General features: G+C 59.9%; 19 protein-coding genes. 12 read left to right on the top strand and 7 right to left on the bottom strand.

Going from position 1 to position 15,618, the window contains the following annotated elements:
- The first annotated feature begins 320 nt into the window (after positions 1 to 320).
- Entirely contained in the window at positions 321 to 1,247 is a 927-nt protein-coding gene (rpoH, locus tag ACFC5L_RS01450) for an RNA polymerase sigma factor RpoH (protein ID WP_375202062.1), read from the top strand.
- Here rpoH and ACFC5L_RS01455 read toward each other — a convergent pair.
- The 4 genes from ACFC5L_RS01455 to ACFC5L_RS01470 form a co-directional block, all read right to left on the bottom strand.
- Positions 1,244 to 2,515, bottom strand: coding sequence for an adenylate/guanylate cyclase domain-containing protein (locus ACFC5L_RS01455; RefSeq protein ID WP_375202061.1), 1,272 nt, complete (start codon positions 2,513 to 2,515; stop codon positions 1,244 to 1,246). The genes rpoH and ACFC5L_RS01455 overlap by 4 nt on opposite strands.
- A gap of 202 nt (positions 2,516 to 2,717) precedes the next feature.
- A complete protein-coding gene (locus ACFC5L_RS01460) occupies positions 2,718 to 3,596 on the bottom strand; it encodes a YihY/virulence factor BrkB family protein (protein WP_375202060.1) in 879 nt (292 codons plus the stop codon).
- Between the two features lie 113 nt (positions 3,597 to 3,709).
- Positions 3,710 to 3,904 carry a DUF4169 family protein gene (locus ACFC5L_RS01465; protein ID WP_375202059.1) on the bottom strand — a complete coding sequence of 65 codons (195 nt, stop codon included), beginning with the start codon at positions 3,902 to 3,904 and terminating at the stop codon, positions 3,710 to 3,712.
- 351 nt (positions 3,905 to 4,255) lie between these two features.
- Complete coding sequence (locus tag ACFC5L_RS01470) at positions 4,256 to 5,011, bottom strand: pseudouridine synthase (protein ID WP_375202058.1); 756 nt, start codon at positions 5,009 to 5,011, stop codon at positions 4,256 to 4,258.
- Between the two features lie 103 nt (positions 5,012 to 5,114).
- On the opposite strand from ACFC5L_RS01470, the gene ACFC5L_RS01475 reads away from it, so the two are divergent.
- From ACFC5L_RS01475 to ACFC5L_RS01525, 11 genes are all read left to right on the top strand, one after another.
- Positions 5,115 to 5,567, top strand: coding sequence for a nucleoside deaminase (locus ACFC5L_RS01475; protein ID WP_375202057.1), 453 nt, complete (start codon positions 5,115 to 5,117; stop codon positions 5,565 to 5,567).
- Between the two features lie 28 nt (positions 5,568 to 5,595).
- Positions 5,596 to 6,009 carry a DoxX family protein gene (locus ACFC5L_RS01480; RefSeq protein ID WP_375202056.1) on the top strand — a complete coding sequence of 138 codons (414 nt, stop codon included), beginning with the start codon at positions 5,596 to 5,598 and terminating at the stop codon, positions 6,007 to 6,009.
- Positions 6,010 to 6,075: 66 nt separating this feature from the next.
- Entirely contained in the window at positions 6,076 to 7,299 is a 1,224-nt protein-coding gene (locus ACFC5L_RS01485) for an acyl-CoA dehydrogenase family protein (protein WP_375202055.1), read from the top strand.
- A 61-nt stretch (positions 7,300 to 7,360) separates the two neighbouring features.
- The gene (locus ACFC5L_RS01490; RefSeq protein WP_375202054.1) at positions 7,361 to 7,699 is read left to right on the top strand and encodes a hypothetical protein; all 339 of its coding nucleotides are present in this window, start codon (positions 7,361 to 7,363) and stop codon (positions 7,697 to 7,699) included.
- 61 nt (positions 7,700 to 7,760) lie between these two features.
- Positions 7,761 to 8,678, top strand: a complete 918-nt coding sequence (locus tag ACFC5L_RS01495; protein ID WP_375202053.1) for a DMT family transporter — start codon at positions 7,761 to 7,763, stop codon at positions 8,676 to 8,678.
- A gap of 73 nt (positions 8,679 to 8,751) precedes the next feature.
- Complete coding sequence (locus ACFC5L_RS01500) at positions 8,752 to 9,168, top strand: MAPEG family protein (RefSeq protein WP_375202052.1); 417 nt, start codon at positions 8,752 to 8,754, stop codon at positions 9,166 to 9,168.
- 59 nt (positions 9,169 to 9,227) lie between these two features.
- Entirely contained in the window at positions 9,228 to 9,665 is a 438-nt protein-coding gene (locus ACFC5L_RS01505) for a DUF4112 domain-containing protein (protein WP_375202051.1), read from the top strand.
- Positions 9,666 to 9,736: 71 nt separating this feature from the next.
- The gene (locus ACFC5L_RS01510; RefSeq protein WP_375202050.1) at positions 9,737 to 10,042 is read left to right on the top strand and encodes a hypothetical protein; all 306 of its coding nucleotides are present in this window, start codon (positions 9,737 to 9,739) and stop codon (positions 10,040 to 10,042) included.
- A gap of 21 nt (positions 10,043 to 10,063) precedes the next feature.
- On the top strand, positions 10,064 to 10,756 hold the full coding sequence (locus ACFC5L_RS01515; RefSeq protein ID WP_375202049.1) for a DUF2461 domain-containing protein: 693 nt from the start codon (positions 10,064 to 10,066) through the stop codon (positions 10,754 to 10,756).
- Positions 10,757 to 10,853: 97 nt separating this feature from the next.
- A complete protein-coding gene (locus ACFC5L_RS01520) occupies positions 10,854 to 11,387 on the top strand; it encodes a DinB family protein (RefSeq protein WP_375202048.1) in 534 nt (177 codons plus the stop codon).
- A gap of 127 nt (positions 11,388 to 11,514) precedes the next feature.
- Positions 11,515 to 12,927 (top strand): alkaline phosphatase PhoX, encoded by a 1,413-nt coding sequence (locus tag ACFC5L_RS01525; RefSeq protein ID WP_375202047.1) that lies wholly within the window; start codon positions 11,515 to 11,517, stop codon positions 12,925 to 12,927.
- On the opposite strand, the gene ACFC5L_RS01530 is transcribed toward ACFC5L_RS01525, so the two are convergent.
- From ACFC5L_RS01530 to ACFC5L_RS01540, 3 genes are all read right to left on the bottom strand, one after another.
- Entirely contained in the window at positions 12,922 to 14,316 is a 1,395-nt protein-coding gene (locus tag ACFC5L_RS01530; RefSeq protein WP_375202046.1) for an MATE family efflux transporter, read from the bottom strand. The genes ACFC5L_RS01525 and ACFC5L_RS01530 overlap by 6 nt on opposite strands.
- A 106-nt stretch (positions 14,317 to 14,422) precedes the next feature.
- Positions 14,423 to 15,253, bottom strand: coding sequence for an isocitrate lyase/PEP mutase family protein (locus tag ACFC5L_RS01535; RefSeq protein WP_375202045.1), 831 nt, complete (start codon positions 15,251 to 15,253; stop codon positions 14,423 to 14,425).
- A gap of 4 nt (positions 15,254 to 15,257) precedes the next feature.
- Entirely contained in the window at positions 15,258 to 15,587 is a 330-nt protein-coding gene (locus ACFC5L_RS01540; RefSeq protein WP_375202044.1) for an NIPSNAP family protein, read from the bottom strand.
- Positions 15,588 to 15,618 lie beyond the last annotated feature (31 nt).

Genomic DNA, 15,618 nt, shown 5'->3' on the forward strand with positions numbered 1-15,618 from the left:
AAACCCCCGCCTGCCCCCTGCGACCCCGCGGCGCCTCACATCAATGTGGCTCGGCGAGATCAGGCGTGACTGGCGTTTCGACGCAGTCTGGCGGAACATGCACTCAGGCAGAAACGCAGCGAAAAACAAAAAATCCAATAAAAACAACTAACTATAAGGAAGCCTCTTGGATGAAGCCGGCCCCGTTCCTATATGGGCATAGTAAGCGCCCGAAAGAGGCGCTCCATCCCTGGGGCAATCCGACCGAACAACAAGAGCCACGCCCGTGTTAGAATACGCCAGCCCGATCCGCTGGCGTTCGAGAGAAAGATGACGCGCATATGAGCAACGCACTGACCACAACTGGCGCCGCCCTCACCCCTGAGGGCAGTCTGTCGCGTTACCTGGCGGAGATCCGCAAATTTCCCATGCTGGAAAAGGATGAGGAATACATGCTCGCGAAACGCTTCGCCGAGCATGAAGACCCGGACGCCGCGCAAAAGCTGATCACCTCGCATCTTCGCCTCGTGGCGAAGATCGCCATGGGCTATCGCGGTTACGGCCTGCCCATCGGCGAGGTCATCTCTGAAGGCAATGTGGGCCTGATGCAGGCGGTAAAACGCTTTGATCCGGAAAAGGGTTTCCGTCTCGCCACCTACGCCATGTGGTGGATCCGCGCGTCCATTCAGGAATATATCCTGCGCTCTTGGAGCCTTGTGAAAATCGGCACCACCGCCGCGCAGAAAAAGCTTTTCTTCAACCTCCGCAAAATCAAGGGCCAGATCGACGCCGTCGACGAAGGCGATTTGAACCCGGAGCAGGTGGAGCACATCGCAACCAAGCTTGGCGTCACTAATGACGATGTCATTTCCATGAACCGGCGCATGTCGGGCGGCGAAGCCTCCCTGAACGCGCCCATGGGCAAGGACGCGGAAGGCGGCGGCGAATGGCAGGACTGGCTGGTCGATGAAAACGCCGTCAATCCGGAAGCCAAGCTCGCCAATGAAGACGAATATGACATGCGCATGGGGCTTCTCGAAGAAGCGCTGGCGACCTTGAATGAGCGCGAGCAGCACATCCTGACCGAGCGTCGTCTGAAAGATAATCCGGCGACGCTGGAAGAGCTTTCACAGGAATATGGCGTCAGCCGCGAACGCGTGCGCCAGATCGAGGTGCGCGCTTTTGAAAAGCTGCAAAAAGCCATGAAGCGTATGGACAAGGACGCCAAACAGGCGACCGTGGAAGCCGCCGAGGCGCATGGCGCTTAATGCGCCAGCGCTTTTTGCGCGTCCTGACTGAGAGCCCAGACAGGCTTTTCGCCCACCCCTTGCACGGCCTTGCTTCCGAGATAACGGAACGAACGGTGACCGCCGAGCGCGTCATTGCAACCGCCGCCCGCCAAGATTTCGCCCGGCGCCGCTAATTGCTGCAGCCGGGCGGCCATATTCACCGTATCTCCCCAGACATCGTAAGCGAATTTCGCGCGTCCGATAACGCCGGCGATGAGCGGGCCTGATTCAATCCCGATGCGGATTTGAAGATCCTGCCCCAAGTCAACGGAAATAAAATCGAGTTCGCGGCGCATCTCTATGGCGAGGCCCATGATCGTTTCGGCGTGATCGGCGCGCGCCGCCGGGGCGCCCGCCACCACAAGATAGGCGTCGCCGATCGTCTTGATTTTCTCGACGCCGCGCCGCGCCGCCAGAAGATCGAACCTTGAAAATAATTCATCGAGCAGCGCCACTGTCTTTTCCGGCCCAAGCTCGGCCGCGAGCCGCGTAAAGCCCGTCAGATCCGCAAACATCACTGTCGCAGCGGGATGAAAGTCCGCGATGATGGTGTCGGGCTTTTCCTTGAGCCGCTCCGCCACCATGGCCGGCATCATGTTCGACAATAGCGCGTCGCTTTTTTCCTCCGCCGCTTCCGACAGGCGCAGAATGTAAAATGTGACCGCGCCGAGGATGATCATGATCGTCCCCGCCGACTGGATATAGATCGCCGACATGAGCGAGGGCGTGATCGCGGCTTCGGCGAGCCCTGTCGGAAAAGCGAACCAGGCCGCAAGATGCAAGGCGAGCCCAAGCCCGGCGAGCGCCGTTGCAAGTTTCGGTTTTTTCGCGCCGCAAATTGTAATCGCAATCGCCGCCGCCGCGATGTAATTGAGCTGTATCCCCGCATCGCGCCCTAATTGCGACACGAAGAAGAACAGCGTCGAATAAAAAACAAAAGCGAGATAGATGACCGCCGCGCAACGCCCGAAGCGATGAGTAAAGGGTGTCAGCGCGCTGCCCGCCGCGGAGACGAGATTGCCGATAACCGCAGCCCGCAGCGCATTGAAATCCACAAAAGCGAATGTCAGCGCAAATGAAAGCGACGACAGCGTGCCGAGATAGCCGGTCATATTGGCGACCGCGAGAAAGCGCCGATCCTTCACCGGATAGCCGCCGACACCCGCAAAAACGAGCGCCTTCAGATAGGCCGGCAGTTCAAACGGTAAAAACCGCCATGGCCGGAATATGGTTTGTCTCAGCTTCATCAGGCGCCCCCGCCCAGCATATGGATCTCAGCGCCGGACGATGCGCCCGGCCGTGTTCGTCGGCGGCGTCGATAAAGGACGCGCCGCTTACTCGATACTGAAAAAAGTTAGGGCCGCCTGGATCGCAGCTCTCTCCCGCCGCATTCATACAGGCGGAACATGGCGAAAGAGAGACGCCGATCCGGCGCCGCTCCTATCAATATTAGTTTTCCGGCGGCGCGCCTTCGTCGGGGATGTCCCGCTTCGGCCGCATATGCGCCTGTTGCTCAATTTCCGAATCGATTTCCGCGCCCACCAGAAAGACAAATGCGGAAACCCAGAACCACATCATCAACACGACAACGGCGCCGATGGAGCCGTAGGTTTCATTATAGTTCGCGAAATTTTGCACATAGACGGAAAAAAGCACCGACGTGATAAGCCACAACACCACCGCCGCCCCGGCGCCGGGGCTGACCCATTGCCATTGCGGGCTTTCTCGGGCCGGAGCGAATTTATAAAGCGCGGCGATGCCGAACCATGCGCCAACGAACAGGATCGGCCAGCGCACATAGCCGATGATCGGCTCAAGGATCGAACCGAGGCCAACGAAATTCAGGAAGACCGGGACAACCGCAATAGCGGCGAGCGCCGTCACGAATCCGACCGCGACGGCAAAGGTCATGGCGAGCGCCTGTGCATTGAAGATCAGGAAATTCCGCGTTTCCTTTTCATCATAGACGATGTTGAGCGCCTGCATGATCGCCTTCGTCGCGCGGGACGCACTGAAAACGGTGATGGCGAGGGAAAGCAACAAGGCGGCGCTGACGGCGCGATCGTCGCTCGACGCCACTTCAATAGCCTGCGCCCTCAGCGCAAGCACAACATCGCTCGGCAAGACCGGCGAGAAACGCTCTATCTGTTGGGAAATCGCGAGCGGGTCAGCGATCAACCCCCAGAGCGACACGACGACAGCGATGCCGGGAAAAATCGCCAGCAGCGCGTAAAAAGCAATCCCGGCGGCGGTGAGCGTCAGCCGGTCATTGTTGATTTGAGCGAAAACACGGCGCGGCAGGCGCCGCCAGTGACGACCGGTCAGCATTCTATAGGCCGGGGGACGGTTTTTGTCAGAAACAGCGCGCCTTTGCTTCCTGCCGGATTCATCCACGACGGTCTCCATTCTGTAAGAACAATGGCGGACCCGGAAAGTTTCCGTCAGGAGGGAGGGTTCTCACCGTCATCGGCCGCATGGCCGTCAAGGCGGCGTTCAGCCTGCTCCCGCTCGGTTTTCGATTTTTCGCGCTCAGCCTTGGTGCGCCCGAATTTCACGCGGTTTTCCTCCGCGCGTTTCTCTTTTTCGTCGCGCGACTTCTTTTTGCGGAATTTGTTGAGATTGACGATCTCGGTCAAAGGGGCTGTACCTTCTTGCAACTACACGATGATCTGGAGTTGTAGACGCACAGGCTTGGTTGATTGTAAACTCAGCTCATGAAAAGCACATACTCTAAAACATGGGCTCTTTCTATACTCACGCCAGTCATAGGCGTGGTTCTCATGTTTATTGGGTTTTATAGGGGACTTCCGTACCTGCATTTCTTAGCGCTTATCTTGGGATTCTTAACGTTGGTTGTTTCAAGATGCCCATCATGCGGCATTTCATGTTTGCGCAACAAGTGGCACGTTTATCTCCCCTTTCCGCCTCGCAAATGTCGCCATTGTGGGTTTGATCTCACAAAACCTCATAATGCGGCGCCTTAAAGATCAAAGTCCGACCTCTTCACAGATTTTCTTGCCGAGCTGTTCTTTCAACTGCTTCCCGGGGACTTCCTCGATCTCTCCCTTCGGCAGTTTGCCAAGCTGAAACGGACCATAAGCGGTGCGAATGAGGCGGTTCACCTGAAGATCGAGGTGACGCATGACATTCCTGACTTCGCGGTTTTTGCCTTCATTGATGGAGAGCGTGATCCAGACATTGCCGCCTTGCGTCTGATCAAGCGTCGAGCGCACCGGACCATACTGAACGCCGTCGATTTCAACGCCGTCTTTCAAACTGTCGAGCCTGCTCTGGGTGACGCGGCCATAGGCGCGAACGCGATAACGCCGGGTCCAGCCCGTCGAGGGCAGCTCAAGCCGCCGCGCCAGCGCGCCTGAATTGGTCAGCAGCAACAATCCTTCGGTGGTGAGGTCGAGCCGTCCCACGGAAATGACCCGCGGCAGGCGCCCGGCCAGCGCGTCAAACACCGTCTCGCGCCCTTGCGGGTCCTTATGGGTCGTCACCAGCCCGTCCGGCTTGTGATACCGCCAGAGCCGCGTCTTCTCCGGCTGGCCGACGCGCGTCCCGTCGATGCGGATGTCCATATCCGGCGTCACCTTGAAGGCCGGCGTCGTCAGGGTCTCGCCATTAACCGTGACGATCCCCTGCTCAATCAGCTTCTCCGCGTCCCGGCGCGAGGCGACGCCTGCGCGGGCGAGAAACTTCGCGATGCGTTCGCCTGCAACATCTTTTAAATCGGCCATTTCAAAGGTCTTTCAAATCGGAGGCGCGCCGGTAGCATATTATCCGTGAAAAGGGAAAAGGCGAAACTGGCGAACCGGCCCCGCGCCCGCTAGAACCCGCTCCATGAATACGGATGATGACTTCATGGCGCTGGCGCTCAATGAGGCGCGGCAAGCGGGAAAAGCCGGCGAAGCGCCCATCGGCGCCGTCCTTGTCGACGGGTCGGGCGCGGTCATCGCCGCCGCCGGCAATGCGCCGATCGCAACGCACGATCCCACCGGCCATGCGGAAATCCGGGCGCTGCGCGCCGCTTCGGAAAAACTCGGCAATTACCGTCTGCCCGAAACGACGCTTTATGTAACGCTTGAGCCCTGCGCCATGTGCGCCGGGGCGATCTCCATCGCGCGCGTCAAACGCCTCGTCATTGCGGCCTCAGACCCCAAGGGCGGCGCCGTCTGGCACGGGCCAAAATATTTCGAACAACCCACCTGTCACTGGCGGCCGGTCGTTGAAACGGGCCCGTTCGCCGACGAGGCGAGCGCGCTCCTCAAGGACTTTTTCCGGGCAAGGCGCTAAACTCCCCCTCAAAACAGGGAGGCGCCCCATGAAACGACTTCTCTTTCTGGAACCGCTGGCCGGGTTTCAGGACCTGACCCTTCTCACTGCCCGCGTCCTCACCGGCGCGTTCCTGATGTGGGGGACATGGGACAATATTTCCGATCCCGCGCGCATGTCTGAATTCGTGGACTTTATGCGCGCTTCCAATTTCCCGGCGCCGGAGGCGATGGCCCCGCTCTCGGTCTGGGTTCAGTTCGGCTGCGGCGCGCTCCTCATTTTGGGGCTTTTCACCCGCTGGGCCGGCCTCTTGATGGCCTTCAACTTCATTGTCGGCTTTTTGATGGTCCATCTCGCTGACGATTTCCGGGCTCAATTCCCGGCCCTCATCCTGATCGCGGTCAATCTCCACTTCGCGGCCATGGGCGGCGGACGCTTCGCGCTCGACCGGCTCTGGCGCTAACTGCGTTTACGTCTTTCCCTTGAGACGGCGAGCGCTATCATGCGCGGCGAACAAGGGAGTCATGACATGGAATTCGCCTATTCCGACCGCTGCAAGGATTATCTGAAGCGCGTCACCGACTTTATGGACAAATATGTCTATGAAGGCGATGAAATTTATGAACGTCAGCACACGGAATTTGGTCCCGGCGACGGCCGCTGGAAAGTGCCGCCCATTATCGAGGAACTGAAGGACAAAGCGAAGACGCAAGGCCTGTGGAACCTGTTTCACCCGAATCCGAAATGGGGTCCGGGCCTCTCCAACGCCGATTACGCGCCACTGGCCGAACAAATGGGCCGCAGCCATATCGCGCCGGAAGTCTTTAACTGCGCCGCGCCCGACACCGGCAATATGGAAGTCCTGATGCAATATGGCTCGCCGGAGCAGCAGGAAGCATGGCTGAAGCCGCTTCTCGACGGGAAAATTCGCTCGGCCTTTCTGATGACCGAGCCGCGCGTCGCTTCCTCGGACGCCACCAATATCGAAACCGAGATTACCGCCGACGGCGATGACTATGTCATCAATGGCCGCAAATGGTGGTCGTCAGGCGCAGGCGATCCGCGCTGCAAGATTTTCATCGTCATGGGCAAGACCGACAAATCGGCAGAGCGCCATAAACAGCAATCGCAAATTCTCGTTCCCGCCGATGCGCCGGGCGTGAAAATCCTGCGCCACCTGCCGGTCTTCGGTTACGACGACGCGCCCCACGGACACATGGAAGTCGAACTCGACAATGTTCGCGTGCCAAAAGAAAACCTGATCCTCGGCGAGGGGCGCGGTTTTGAAATCGCTCAAGGCCGCCTTGGCCCGGGACGCATCCATCACTGCATGCGCACGATCGGCGCGGCGGAAGTCGCGCTTGAAAAAATGGTCAAGCGCCTTCTAACCCGCGAAGCCTTCGGCAAGCCGATCTACAAACATTCGATCTGGGAGCAACGCGTCGCCGAAGCGCGCATCGACATCGAGATGGCTCGCCTCCTCACGCTCAAAGCCGCATGGATGATGGACCATGTGGGCAACAAAGCCGCGCAACAGGAAATCGCCATGATCAAGGTCGCCGCGCCGCGCGTCGCCCTGAAAGTGATCGACGACGCGATCCAGGCCCATGGCGGCGCCGGCGTCACAACCGATTTCGGCCTTGCGAAAGTCTATTCCGGCATCCGCACCCTGCGCCTCGCCGACGGACCCGATGAGGTCCATTGCCGCGCCATTTCACGCATCGAATTCAAGAAACATTCAAATGCCGTGTAAGGGGTTGCCGCCACGACGCCAGGAACCGCATAAGACGGGGCGGGACTTTATGGAGAAAGAAATGAAACATCTGATTTTCGCATCCCTCGGCGCATTGGCGCTCAGCGCCTGCGGCGGCGGTGACAATGCTAAAAAGAGTGACAGCCCTACGCGCGCACAATTCGCTGAAGCCTGCGGCGAACAGTTGAACGTGCCCGAAGAGATTTGCACCTGCATCGGTGAAAAAGCCGAAAGCGATCTTTCGGACCTTGAGCGGAAATTCGCCTATGCCAGCATCACCGGCGACATGGAAACCACGGAGAAGCTCCGCGGCGACCTCGGCGTTGAAGGATCGATGAAGGCTGGCATGTTCATGGTGAATGCGCCTGCGGCCTGCGCCGCCGAAAACGCGCCGGAGTAGCTTTAGGGCGGGGCTTTACCCGCCCCTATGAGACGCCAACGCCGCAAGCATCGGGCTTTTTGTGCAATCCCCCATCAGACACACCTCCGGCCTGATGCTCGCCGCCGGCGGGGCGACCCTGTTTTCCTTAAAAGGGATCGCCATGAAGCTCGCCTTTGCGCAAGGCGCCAATGTCGAACAGATGATGGCGCTGCGCATGGGCATCTCCCTGCCCTTTTTCTTGTGGATCGGCTGGCGGGCGTCGAAACGCCGGGAGACAAAACCCACGCCCAGGCTGATCGTGACTGCGGCCGCGCTCGGGATCCTCAGCTATTATGTTTGCACCTGGCTCGATTTCACGGGGCTTAAATATATTTCCGCGCAGCTCGAACGGCTGATCCTCTTTCTTTATCCGACCATTGTCGCGCTGTTCGCCTGGATCGCCTTTGGCGACAAGATCACCTGGCGCCATGCCGTTGCGCTTCTTCTTTCCTATAGCGGGGTGACGCTGTTGGCGCTGAACGAGTTTAGCGCGGCGGGACCGGACGCCATGCTGGGCGCCGGGATCGTATTCGCCACCGCTGTCCTGTTTGCTTTCTACGTAACGGCCAGCAAGCCGGTGATCGCAAAACTCGGCTCGCCCCTTTTCATCAGCATCGCCATGAGCGCCGCGGCGGTTCCGATCCTTATTCACAGCTTTGCGATTTCGGCTTTTGAAACGACGCCGCTGTCGCCTGCAATCCTCGCCAATGGCGTCTTTCTCGCCATCCCCTGCACAGTGCTCCCCGCCCTGATGATTGCGGAGGCGATCGCCCGCATCGGACCGGGCCTGATGAGCGCAACAGGCGGCGTCGGCCCCGCCGCCACTGCGCTGGCCGCCGCGCTGATCCTCAATGAGCCTTTTGGCCCGCCGCAGGCGATGGCGCTCGTCCTGACCGTCACCGGTGTGATGCTGCTGTCAAAGCCTGTCGTTCAGACGCGTCAGATCCCGCGGCCCTGAAACGCCGCTGCTGAAGCCGATTTCGTTTCCGGCGACGCATGATAGGCTTTCCCGCAAAGAGGAGGCTTCCCCCATGACCATGATCACGCCCGTTCTCGCGCTTGTCATCTGGACACTGATCGTCTGGTGCTGGATGTATGCGTTGCGTATCCCGGCGATGCAAAAAGCCAAAATAAATCCCGATGACGCCATTCACCCCGGCTCGCTCTCGTCATTGCCCTCCGACGTGCGCGTCGCCGCCGACAATTATAACCACCTTCACGAACAGCCGACGATTTTCTATGCGCTGGCGATCTATTCCTATCTTGTCGGCGTCGGCGACGCGTTGAATATGTGGCTCGCCTGGGGCTATGTGGCGGCGCGCGTTGTCCATTCCCTGATCCAGATCGTCTTGAAGAAAGTCTTGCTGCGGTTCATGGTTTTTGCCGCCGGCAGCGTCATTCTGATGATCATCGCCGCGCGCAACCTGTTCGCGCTGCTTCTTGCCTGACCTATCTGAGGCCTGACCGAATCTGAGGAACATGTCTCTTCGCGCGGTGTTAGCATCACATGAGCTATCACCGCGCCATTGACCACGACGCTATAGATCGGGCCGCCGCCGAGAACGATCGCCTGTCTTCCCTCGCCCAGCCTCATGCGGCGGCGAAGGCGCGGGTCGAATGGCTGGCGACCTTTCTTGACGCCAGATACCGCATTCCCGGCCTCGGTTACCGTTTCGGCTGGGACAGCATTCTCGGCCTTGTTCCGGGCGTCGGCGATGCAGCGGCCGGCCTGATGTCGGCTTATCTGATCTGGGAGGCGCGGCGCGCGGGCGCCGGGTTCGGCCTCGTTCTGCGCATGATCTATAATCTGCTGGTCGACACGATCTTGGGCGCGGTTCCGGTCTTCGGCGACATTTTCGACTTCGCCTTCAAGGCCAATCTCCGCAATGCGGAGCTTTTAAAAGAACATTACGCAAAAATTGAAATGGATAAGGCGGGGCTGTAGCGCCGTCATGCGTTTCCAGTCCGGTGAAATCGGGTTAGCGTCAGCGCTGACGCAACCGGAGCTTCGCCGCCATGTTCGACTTCACGATGGAGCAATGGCTCCTGATCGCCGTTCTCGCCTATGTCGCATTCACCATCGGACGCATGTCCAAGAGCGGAGAGACGCCGGAAGCGCGCGCAACGCGGCGCATGGAGGAAGAGACGAGGGCCGCTGACGCCTTTTCCTCGCTCTCGCCGTCGATTCAGTCCGATGTGGATCGTCTGTTGATGGACAAGAAACTGATCGAAGCGATCAAGGTCATCCGTGAACACACCGGGCTGGGACTGAAGGAATCGAAAATCGCCGCCGAACAACGGCGCGCGCAGATCGCCGCCTGACCCGCCTTCTGGAGAAAAAAGATGAGCGCATTTCAGGGCCTGCCGAACGACTATTTCAAATTCTTTCGTGAGCTGCGCGACAACAACAATCGCGAATGGTTCAACGACAACAAGCCGCGATTTCGGGAAAGCGTTCAGGAACCGCTGGCCGCCTTTGTCGAGGCGATGGCGCCGAAGCTGAAAAAGATTTCCAACCATATCGTCGCCGACCCGCGCCTTAATGGCGGCTCGGTGTTTCGCATCTATAAAGACACGCGCTTTTCAAAGGACAAGACGCCCTACAAGACCCATGGCGGCGTGCAGTTCCGGCATGCGCTGGGTAAGGACGCGCATGCGCCGGGCTATTATGTGCATATCGATCCGGAGGAGATTTTCTATGGCGGCGGCATGTGGCTGCCGCCTTCGCCGTCTCTCCTCGCCGTGCGCGAGGCCATCCGCGACAAATCCACAGCCTGGAAGAAAGCAACGACCGGCGCGGCCTTCACAAAACGGTTCGGCGGGGTCGGCGGCGCGGCGCTGACGCGGCCGCCGCGGGGGTTCGACGGCGACCATCCCATGATTGAAGATTTGAAGCGCAAAAGTTTTTTCGCCATGGCGCCGGGCAAGATCACTGCGGCGAAGAAACCGGGTTTTGTCGATGACGTCGCCGCCGCCTTTACGGACGCCAAACCGATGATGAAGTTCCTCTGTAACGCGACCGGCGCGCCATTTTGAACCCGGCCTTCCCGTATTTTTGATCATGTGATATTGGCGGCGCGTCTTCAGCGCCTGTATCAAGACAGCGTCGCAAAATTCCGAAAAGGCGCTTTTCATGATCACTCCCGGCCACGCCCGCCTGATGGCGGCTTACAGCCATTGGCAAAATGACAGCCTTTACGGCGCCGCCGCCACGTTAAGCGATGAGGAGCGCAAGCAAGACCGGGGTGCGTTTTTCGGCTCAATCCACGGCACGCTCGCCCATGTCTTGTGGGGCGACCGCACCTGGCTCAGCCGTTTTACAGCCTCGACCGCGCCGGATGTCGGCATTGCCGACTCCCCAACGCTATTCGAAACCTTCGAGACCTTGCGCACTGAGCGCGAAAAGACCGACGCCTATATTCTCGACTGGACGAAGACGATGAGCACTGACGACCTTGCAGGCGATCTGACGTGGTTTTCCGGCGCTGCAAAACGCGAATTCACGCTGCCGCGCTGGGCGCTTGTCACCCATTTTTTCAACCATCAGACCCATCACCGCGGACAAGTTCACGCCATGCTGACCGCCGCCGGCGCCAAACCGTCAGATACGGATATTCCCTTCATGCCTGATCTCGACGCCGTTCTTTCGGCGCCTGCCGCTAAATGATAAGACAGACGCACAGCCGCCTCGGTTCGTCGTCGAAAACGAACGCTTCGTCGCAATAACAACCCCTGCAACAGCGCCGTCACGTCCATGCCGTTAAAAGGGCGGCGACATCAGGAGGAGACCCCCCATGAGCCTTTCCCGCCGCCGCCTGTTCCGCAGCGCCTATGCCGCCGCGATTTCCTACAGCGCGCTCCCGATGATCGGGACGGCCCGCGCCTACACCGCAAACGCCGGGCTTAAGCTCACCGCCGATCCGAAAGGCATGCTCGACCTTCCGGAAGGCTTTTCCTACACGCTCGTCTCAGAAACCGGCGGGGTCATGTCGGACGGCTTTTTGCGGCCCGGCCGGCCCGACGGCATGGCGTGCTTTGCTCATCCCGACAGTGCTGACAAATGCATCCTCACGCGCAATCACGAAAACTGGCCCGACACGGATGACGGCAGTCCTTTCGGCGAAGATAATGCGTTGCTCGCCAATCTGCCGGATGGAAAACTCTATGATGTGAAACCCGACGGCAGCCCTTTCTTCGGCGGCGTCACGACCGTTGTTTATGACCTTAAAAACAAACGGCTGGAAAAGGATTACCTCTCCCTCATCGGCACGGCGGGCAATTGCGCCGGCGGGGCGACGCCATGGGGCTCGTGGCTCTCCTGCGAGGAATCGGCCGTCACCGCGCCGGGTGAGGCGCAAAAAAATCACGGCTTTGTTTTTGAAGTGCCGGCATCCGCGACAGGGCCGGTCGACCCGGTTCCCCTGAAGGACATGGGCCGCTTCACTCATGAAGCAGCCGCCGTCGATCTCGATACGGACATTGTCTATCTTACCGAAGACCATATGGAGGGGCTTTTTTACCGCTTCCTTCCCAACAAAAAGCGCGACCTATCCAAAGGCGGCAAGCTTCAGGCGCTGGCGATCCGCGACTGGGCCTCGGCCGACACCCGCAACTGGCCCCGCGACTGGGGCTCCGGCGGCGCCGAAAGCGTCAAGCAGGGTCAGACCTACGCCGTCGACTGGATCGACCTTGAAGACGTTGAATCGCCGGACAGCGACCTCGCCCGGCGTGGATACGCCGCCGGCGCGGCGCGCTTCTGCCGCGGCGAAGGCATGGCCTATGGCAAGCGTCCGGGCGAAGAAGGCTCGATCTTTTTCAACTGCACGCAAGGCGGCGCAGCGCGCGCCGGCCAGGTCTGGAAATATACGCCGTCGCCGCGCGAGGGCCGCCGGGGCGAGAAAAACACGCCCGGCACGCTGACGCTAATCTATGAATCGCCATCGCCCGATGTGGTCGATCTTTGCGACAATCTCGCTTTCTCGCCATGGGGCGATCTCATCCTCTGCGAGGACGGTTACGGCGATCAGTTTCTGCGCGGACTGACGCCGGACGGCAAAGTCTATGACTTCGCCCGCAACGCCCATGAAGACCGCGCCGAGTTTTGCGGCGCATGTTTCTCACCCGACGGATCGGTGCTGTTCGTTAATGTCCAGTCGCCGGGCTTCACCTTCGCCATCGAAGGCCCCTGGGCGAAGCTCAGATCATGATCGCACTTCATCGCGCGTAATCAACCATAGCCGTCCGCCCAGTAAAATCGCGGCGGCGGCGAGCGACGCCAGCAGGCCCCACCAGACGCCGACCGCGGCGAGCGACGTTGAAAGTCCGAGCCAGGCGGCGACCGGAAACCCGATCACCCAATAGCTGATCCCTGTCAGAATCATCGGCATACGGACGTCCTTGAGCCCGCGCAGGGCCTGGCCCGCCGCAACCTGAATAGCGTCAAACAGGGCGAACGCCGCGGCGATGGGCAGGAAGGACGCCACCAGCGCCAGAACGGCGGCATTGTTGGGATCGCCGGGCTCGAGATAAAATCCGGCGATGCTGAGCGGCCAGATCATCACCGGGATGGCGACGATCATGATCGCGCCGACGCTGCACAAAACCGCCATCGCCGCGGCGCGGCGCACGCCCGGCCGGTCTTTGGCGCCCTCCATCAGCCCGACGCGCACGCAGCCGGCCATGGAAAGGCCCAAGGGCATCATGAAGGCGATAGCCGCAACATTGAGCGCCACCTGATAGGCGGCCATTTCATTGACGCCGATGCGCCCCATCAGGAACACCGCCGCGTTAAACAGCATCGCCTCAAAACCGATCGTGATGGAGATCGGCCAGCCGAGCCGCGCCACTTCCGCAAAGCGCGGCCAGTCGGAGTTCAAAAAATTGTGGAAGAGTTCAAACGTCTTTGCGCGCTTTTCCCAGCCGATATAAGCGACGAGCATGAAAAACCCGATGGCGTGCGATAGCGACGATGCGATCCCGGCGCCCACAAGCTCAAGCCTCGGAAATCCCCAATTGCCGTAGATCAGGAGATAGTTGAGAAACGCGTTGATGAGCGTTGTCGCCATGATGAAATACAGCGGCGCCCGCGCGCGCCCGATGGCGGCGAGAAAATTCCTGAGCACAATGACGCCGAGCGCAAAGGGCAGGCCCGGCGTCAGCGCCAGCACGTAAGGTTCGGCCAGCGCCGCGATTTCAGGCGGCTGGCCTGTCATCAACGCAAACTCTTCGGCAAAGAAATAGATAAGCGACAGGATCGGCGCGCCGATGCCGACAAGCCAGAGCCCCATGCGCACCGAACGGCGCACATCGCGCGTATCGTTTTCGTCAGCGCCAAGCGCCTGTGACACCATGGGCGAGACCGCCATGGCCGGGCCCATGCCGGCGACGAAGAGCACATAAAACATGACGATGCCCAGCGCCGCGGCGGCGAGCGGTTCCGGCCCCAGCCGCCCGATCATCAAAATGTCGACCGTGTTGATGGAAAACTGGACAAGCTGGGTCAGGCCCATCGGCAAGCCGATGGCCATGAGCGCGAAAAACTCGCGCCGCCAGGGGCCCCTTTCGGCGCCCGGCGTCATCTGAACCGTCGTCGTCACGAATACTCTCTCCGTCCTCCATCACTGGAGGGACGGCGTGCTTAGCCGGTCTAAACTCATGGCGAAAGGGGCCGATGACGACTAGGCGTTCACGGTTGCGGGAAAGTCACGCTTTCAGGAAAGACGCAATCTTCTTGGCGCCGTCGCGATTGGCGGAGAGCATGTCGAAGCGGCCCTCGTTCAGCATTTCTGTTGCAGCGCCGAGCGTGCCATAGGCGTTCCAGGCGAGCCCGCCGCCAATGGAAAGGCGTGCGGCGCCCGCATCTGCGAACTCTGCGACGGCATGTTCCGCCAGCTTGCCGAGAATGAGGATATTCACCGGCTTCGACACACCGGCGCACACGGCGCGCACGGCGTCCATATCGGGAAGACCGGGCGCATAAAGCACATCGGCGCCCGCATCGGCAAAAGCGTTGAGGCGGGCGATCACTTTGTCGAGCTCGCCGACCCCATAAAGGAAAGCCTCGGCGCGCGCGGTCAGCACAAAATCGCGTCCGCTGTTTTTTCCGGCGCCGGCAGCGGCCTCAAGCCGCGCAATGGCGAGCGCGTCGTCTTCGATGACAGGGCTTTGCTTGTCGCCGGTAGAATCCTCAATTGAACCGCCCGCCAGACCCGTCTCACAGGCGCGCGCAATTGTGTCCGCCGCATCTTCCGGCTTGAGCCCAAACCCGTTTTCAAGATCGGCGTTCACCGGAAGTTCCACCGCATCGGCAATTTCGGCGCCATGGGTCAGCGCCTCATCTTTCGTCACGCCATAGTCTTTGCGCCCCAGTGTCATGGCGAAACCGGACGACGTCGTCGCCAGCGCTTTGAAACCCAACCCTTCCATGATGCGCGCGGAACCGGCGTCCCAGGGATTGGGAATGACAAACGGCTCGCCGGGCTTATGCAACTCGCGAAAGGCGGCGGCTTTGGCGTCGATGTTCATGTCTTTCATCCCCTCAGTATGATTTCAGGTCGCCATGCGGCGCCGAGGCGAGCTTCAGGAAAATGCGGTCTTCACGCGTGATAAACCGCTCGGCTTTGGCGAATTCGTAATTCTCTTTGCCCAGCGGATCTGCCGCGAGGCGCTTTTTATACTCTTCATACGCCGCAAGGGACGCCAGCGTATAGACGCCATAGGCAGTTGTGGCCGAGCCTTCATGGGGCGCGAAATAGCCTATGAGGTCGGCGCCGCAGCGCGGAATCGCCTGCCCCCAATTGCGGGCGTAAGTCTCAAAGGCTTCTTTTTTGAACGGATCAATCTCGTATTTGATGAAACAGGTGATCATCGGGCGCTCCTTTTTTGAGCGTGATCAGGAA

Origin of the sequence: Hyphococcus sp., assembly GCF_041986965.1 — a bacterium.
In the GTDB taxonomy this organism is placed as follows: domain Bacteria; phylum Pseudomonadota; class Alphaproteobacteria; order Caulobacterales; family Parvularculaceae; genus Hyphococcus.

Excerpts from the sequence above, each read along its gene's own strand:
- rpoH (WP_375202062.1), top strand. The coding sequence starts at position 321 with ATGAGCAACGCACTGACCACAACTGGCGCCGCCCTCACCCCTGAGGGC.
- ACFC5L_RS01455 (WP_375202061.1), bottom strand. The coding sequence starts at position 2,515 with ATGAAGCTGAGACAAACCATATTCCGGCCATGGCGGTTTTTACCGTTT.
- ACFC5L_RS01460 (WP_375202060.1), bottom strand. The coding sequence starts at position 3,596 with ATGCTGACCGGTCGTCACTGGCGGCGCCTGCCGCGCCGTGTTTTCGCT.
- ACFC5L_RS01470 (WP_375202058.1), bottom strand. The coding sequence starts at position 5,011 with ATGGCCGATTTAAAAGATGTTGCAGGCGAACGCATCGCGAAGTTTCTC.
- ACFC5L_RS01475 (WP_375202057.1), top strand. The coding sequence starts at position 5,115 with ATGAATACGGATGATGACTTCATGGCGCTGGCGCTCAATGAGGCGCGG.
- ACFC5L_RS01480 (WP_375202056.1), top strand. The coding sequence starts at position 5,596 with ATGAAACGACTTCTCTTTCTGGAACCGCTGGCCGGGTTTCAGGACCTG.
- ACFC5L_RS01485 (WP_375202055.1), top strand. The coding sequence starts at position 6,076 with ATGGAATTCGCCTATTCCGACCGCTGCAAGGATTATCTGAAGCGCGTC.
- ACFC5L_RS01490 (WP_375202054.1), top strand. The coding sequence starts at position 7,361 with ATGAAACATCTGATTTTCGCATCCCTCGGCGCATTGGCGCTCAGCGCC.
- ACFC5L_RS01500 (WP_375202052.1), top strand. The coding sequence starts at position 8,752 with ATGACCATGATCACGCCCGTTCTCGCGCTTGTCATCTGGACACTGATC.
- ACFC5L_RS01505 (WP_375202051.1), top strand. The coding sequence starts at position 9,228 with ATGAGCTATCACCGCGCCATTGACCACGACGCTATAGATCGGGCCGCC.
- ACFC5L_RS01510 (WP_375202050.1), top strand. The coding sequence starts at position 9,737 with ATGTTCGACTTCACGATGGAGCAATGGCTCCTGATCGCCGTTCTCGCC.
- ACFC5L_RS01515 (WP_375202049.1), top strand. The coding sequence starts at position 10,064 with ATGAGCGCATTTCAGGGCCTGCCGAACGACTATTTCAAATTCTTTCGT.
- ACFC5L_RS01520 (WP_375202048.1), top strand. The coding sequence starts at position 10,854 with ATGATCACTCCCGGCCACGCCCGCCTGATGGCGGCTTACAGCCATTGG.
- ACFC5L_RS01525 (WP_375202047.1), top strand. The coding sequence starts at position 11,515 with ATGAGCCTTTCCCGCCGCCGCCTGTTCCGCAGCGCCTATGCCGCCGCG.
- ACFC5L_RS01535 (WP_375202045.1), bottom strand. The coding sequence starts at position 15,253 with ATGAAAGACATGAACATCGACGCCAAAGCCGCCGCCTTTCGCGAGTTG.
- ACFC5L_RS01540 (WP_375202044.1), bottom strand. The coding sequence starts at position 15,587 with ATGATCACCTGTTTCATCAAATACGAGATTGATCCGTTCAAAAAAGAA.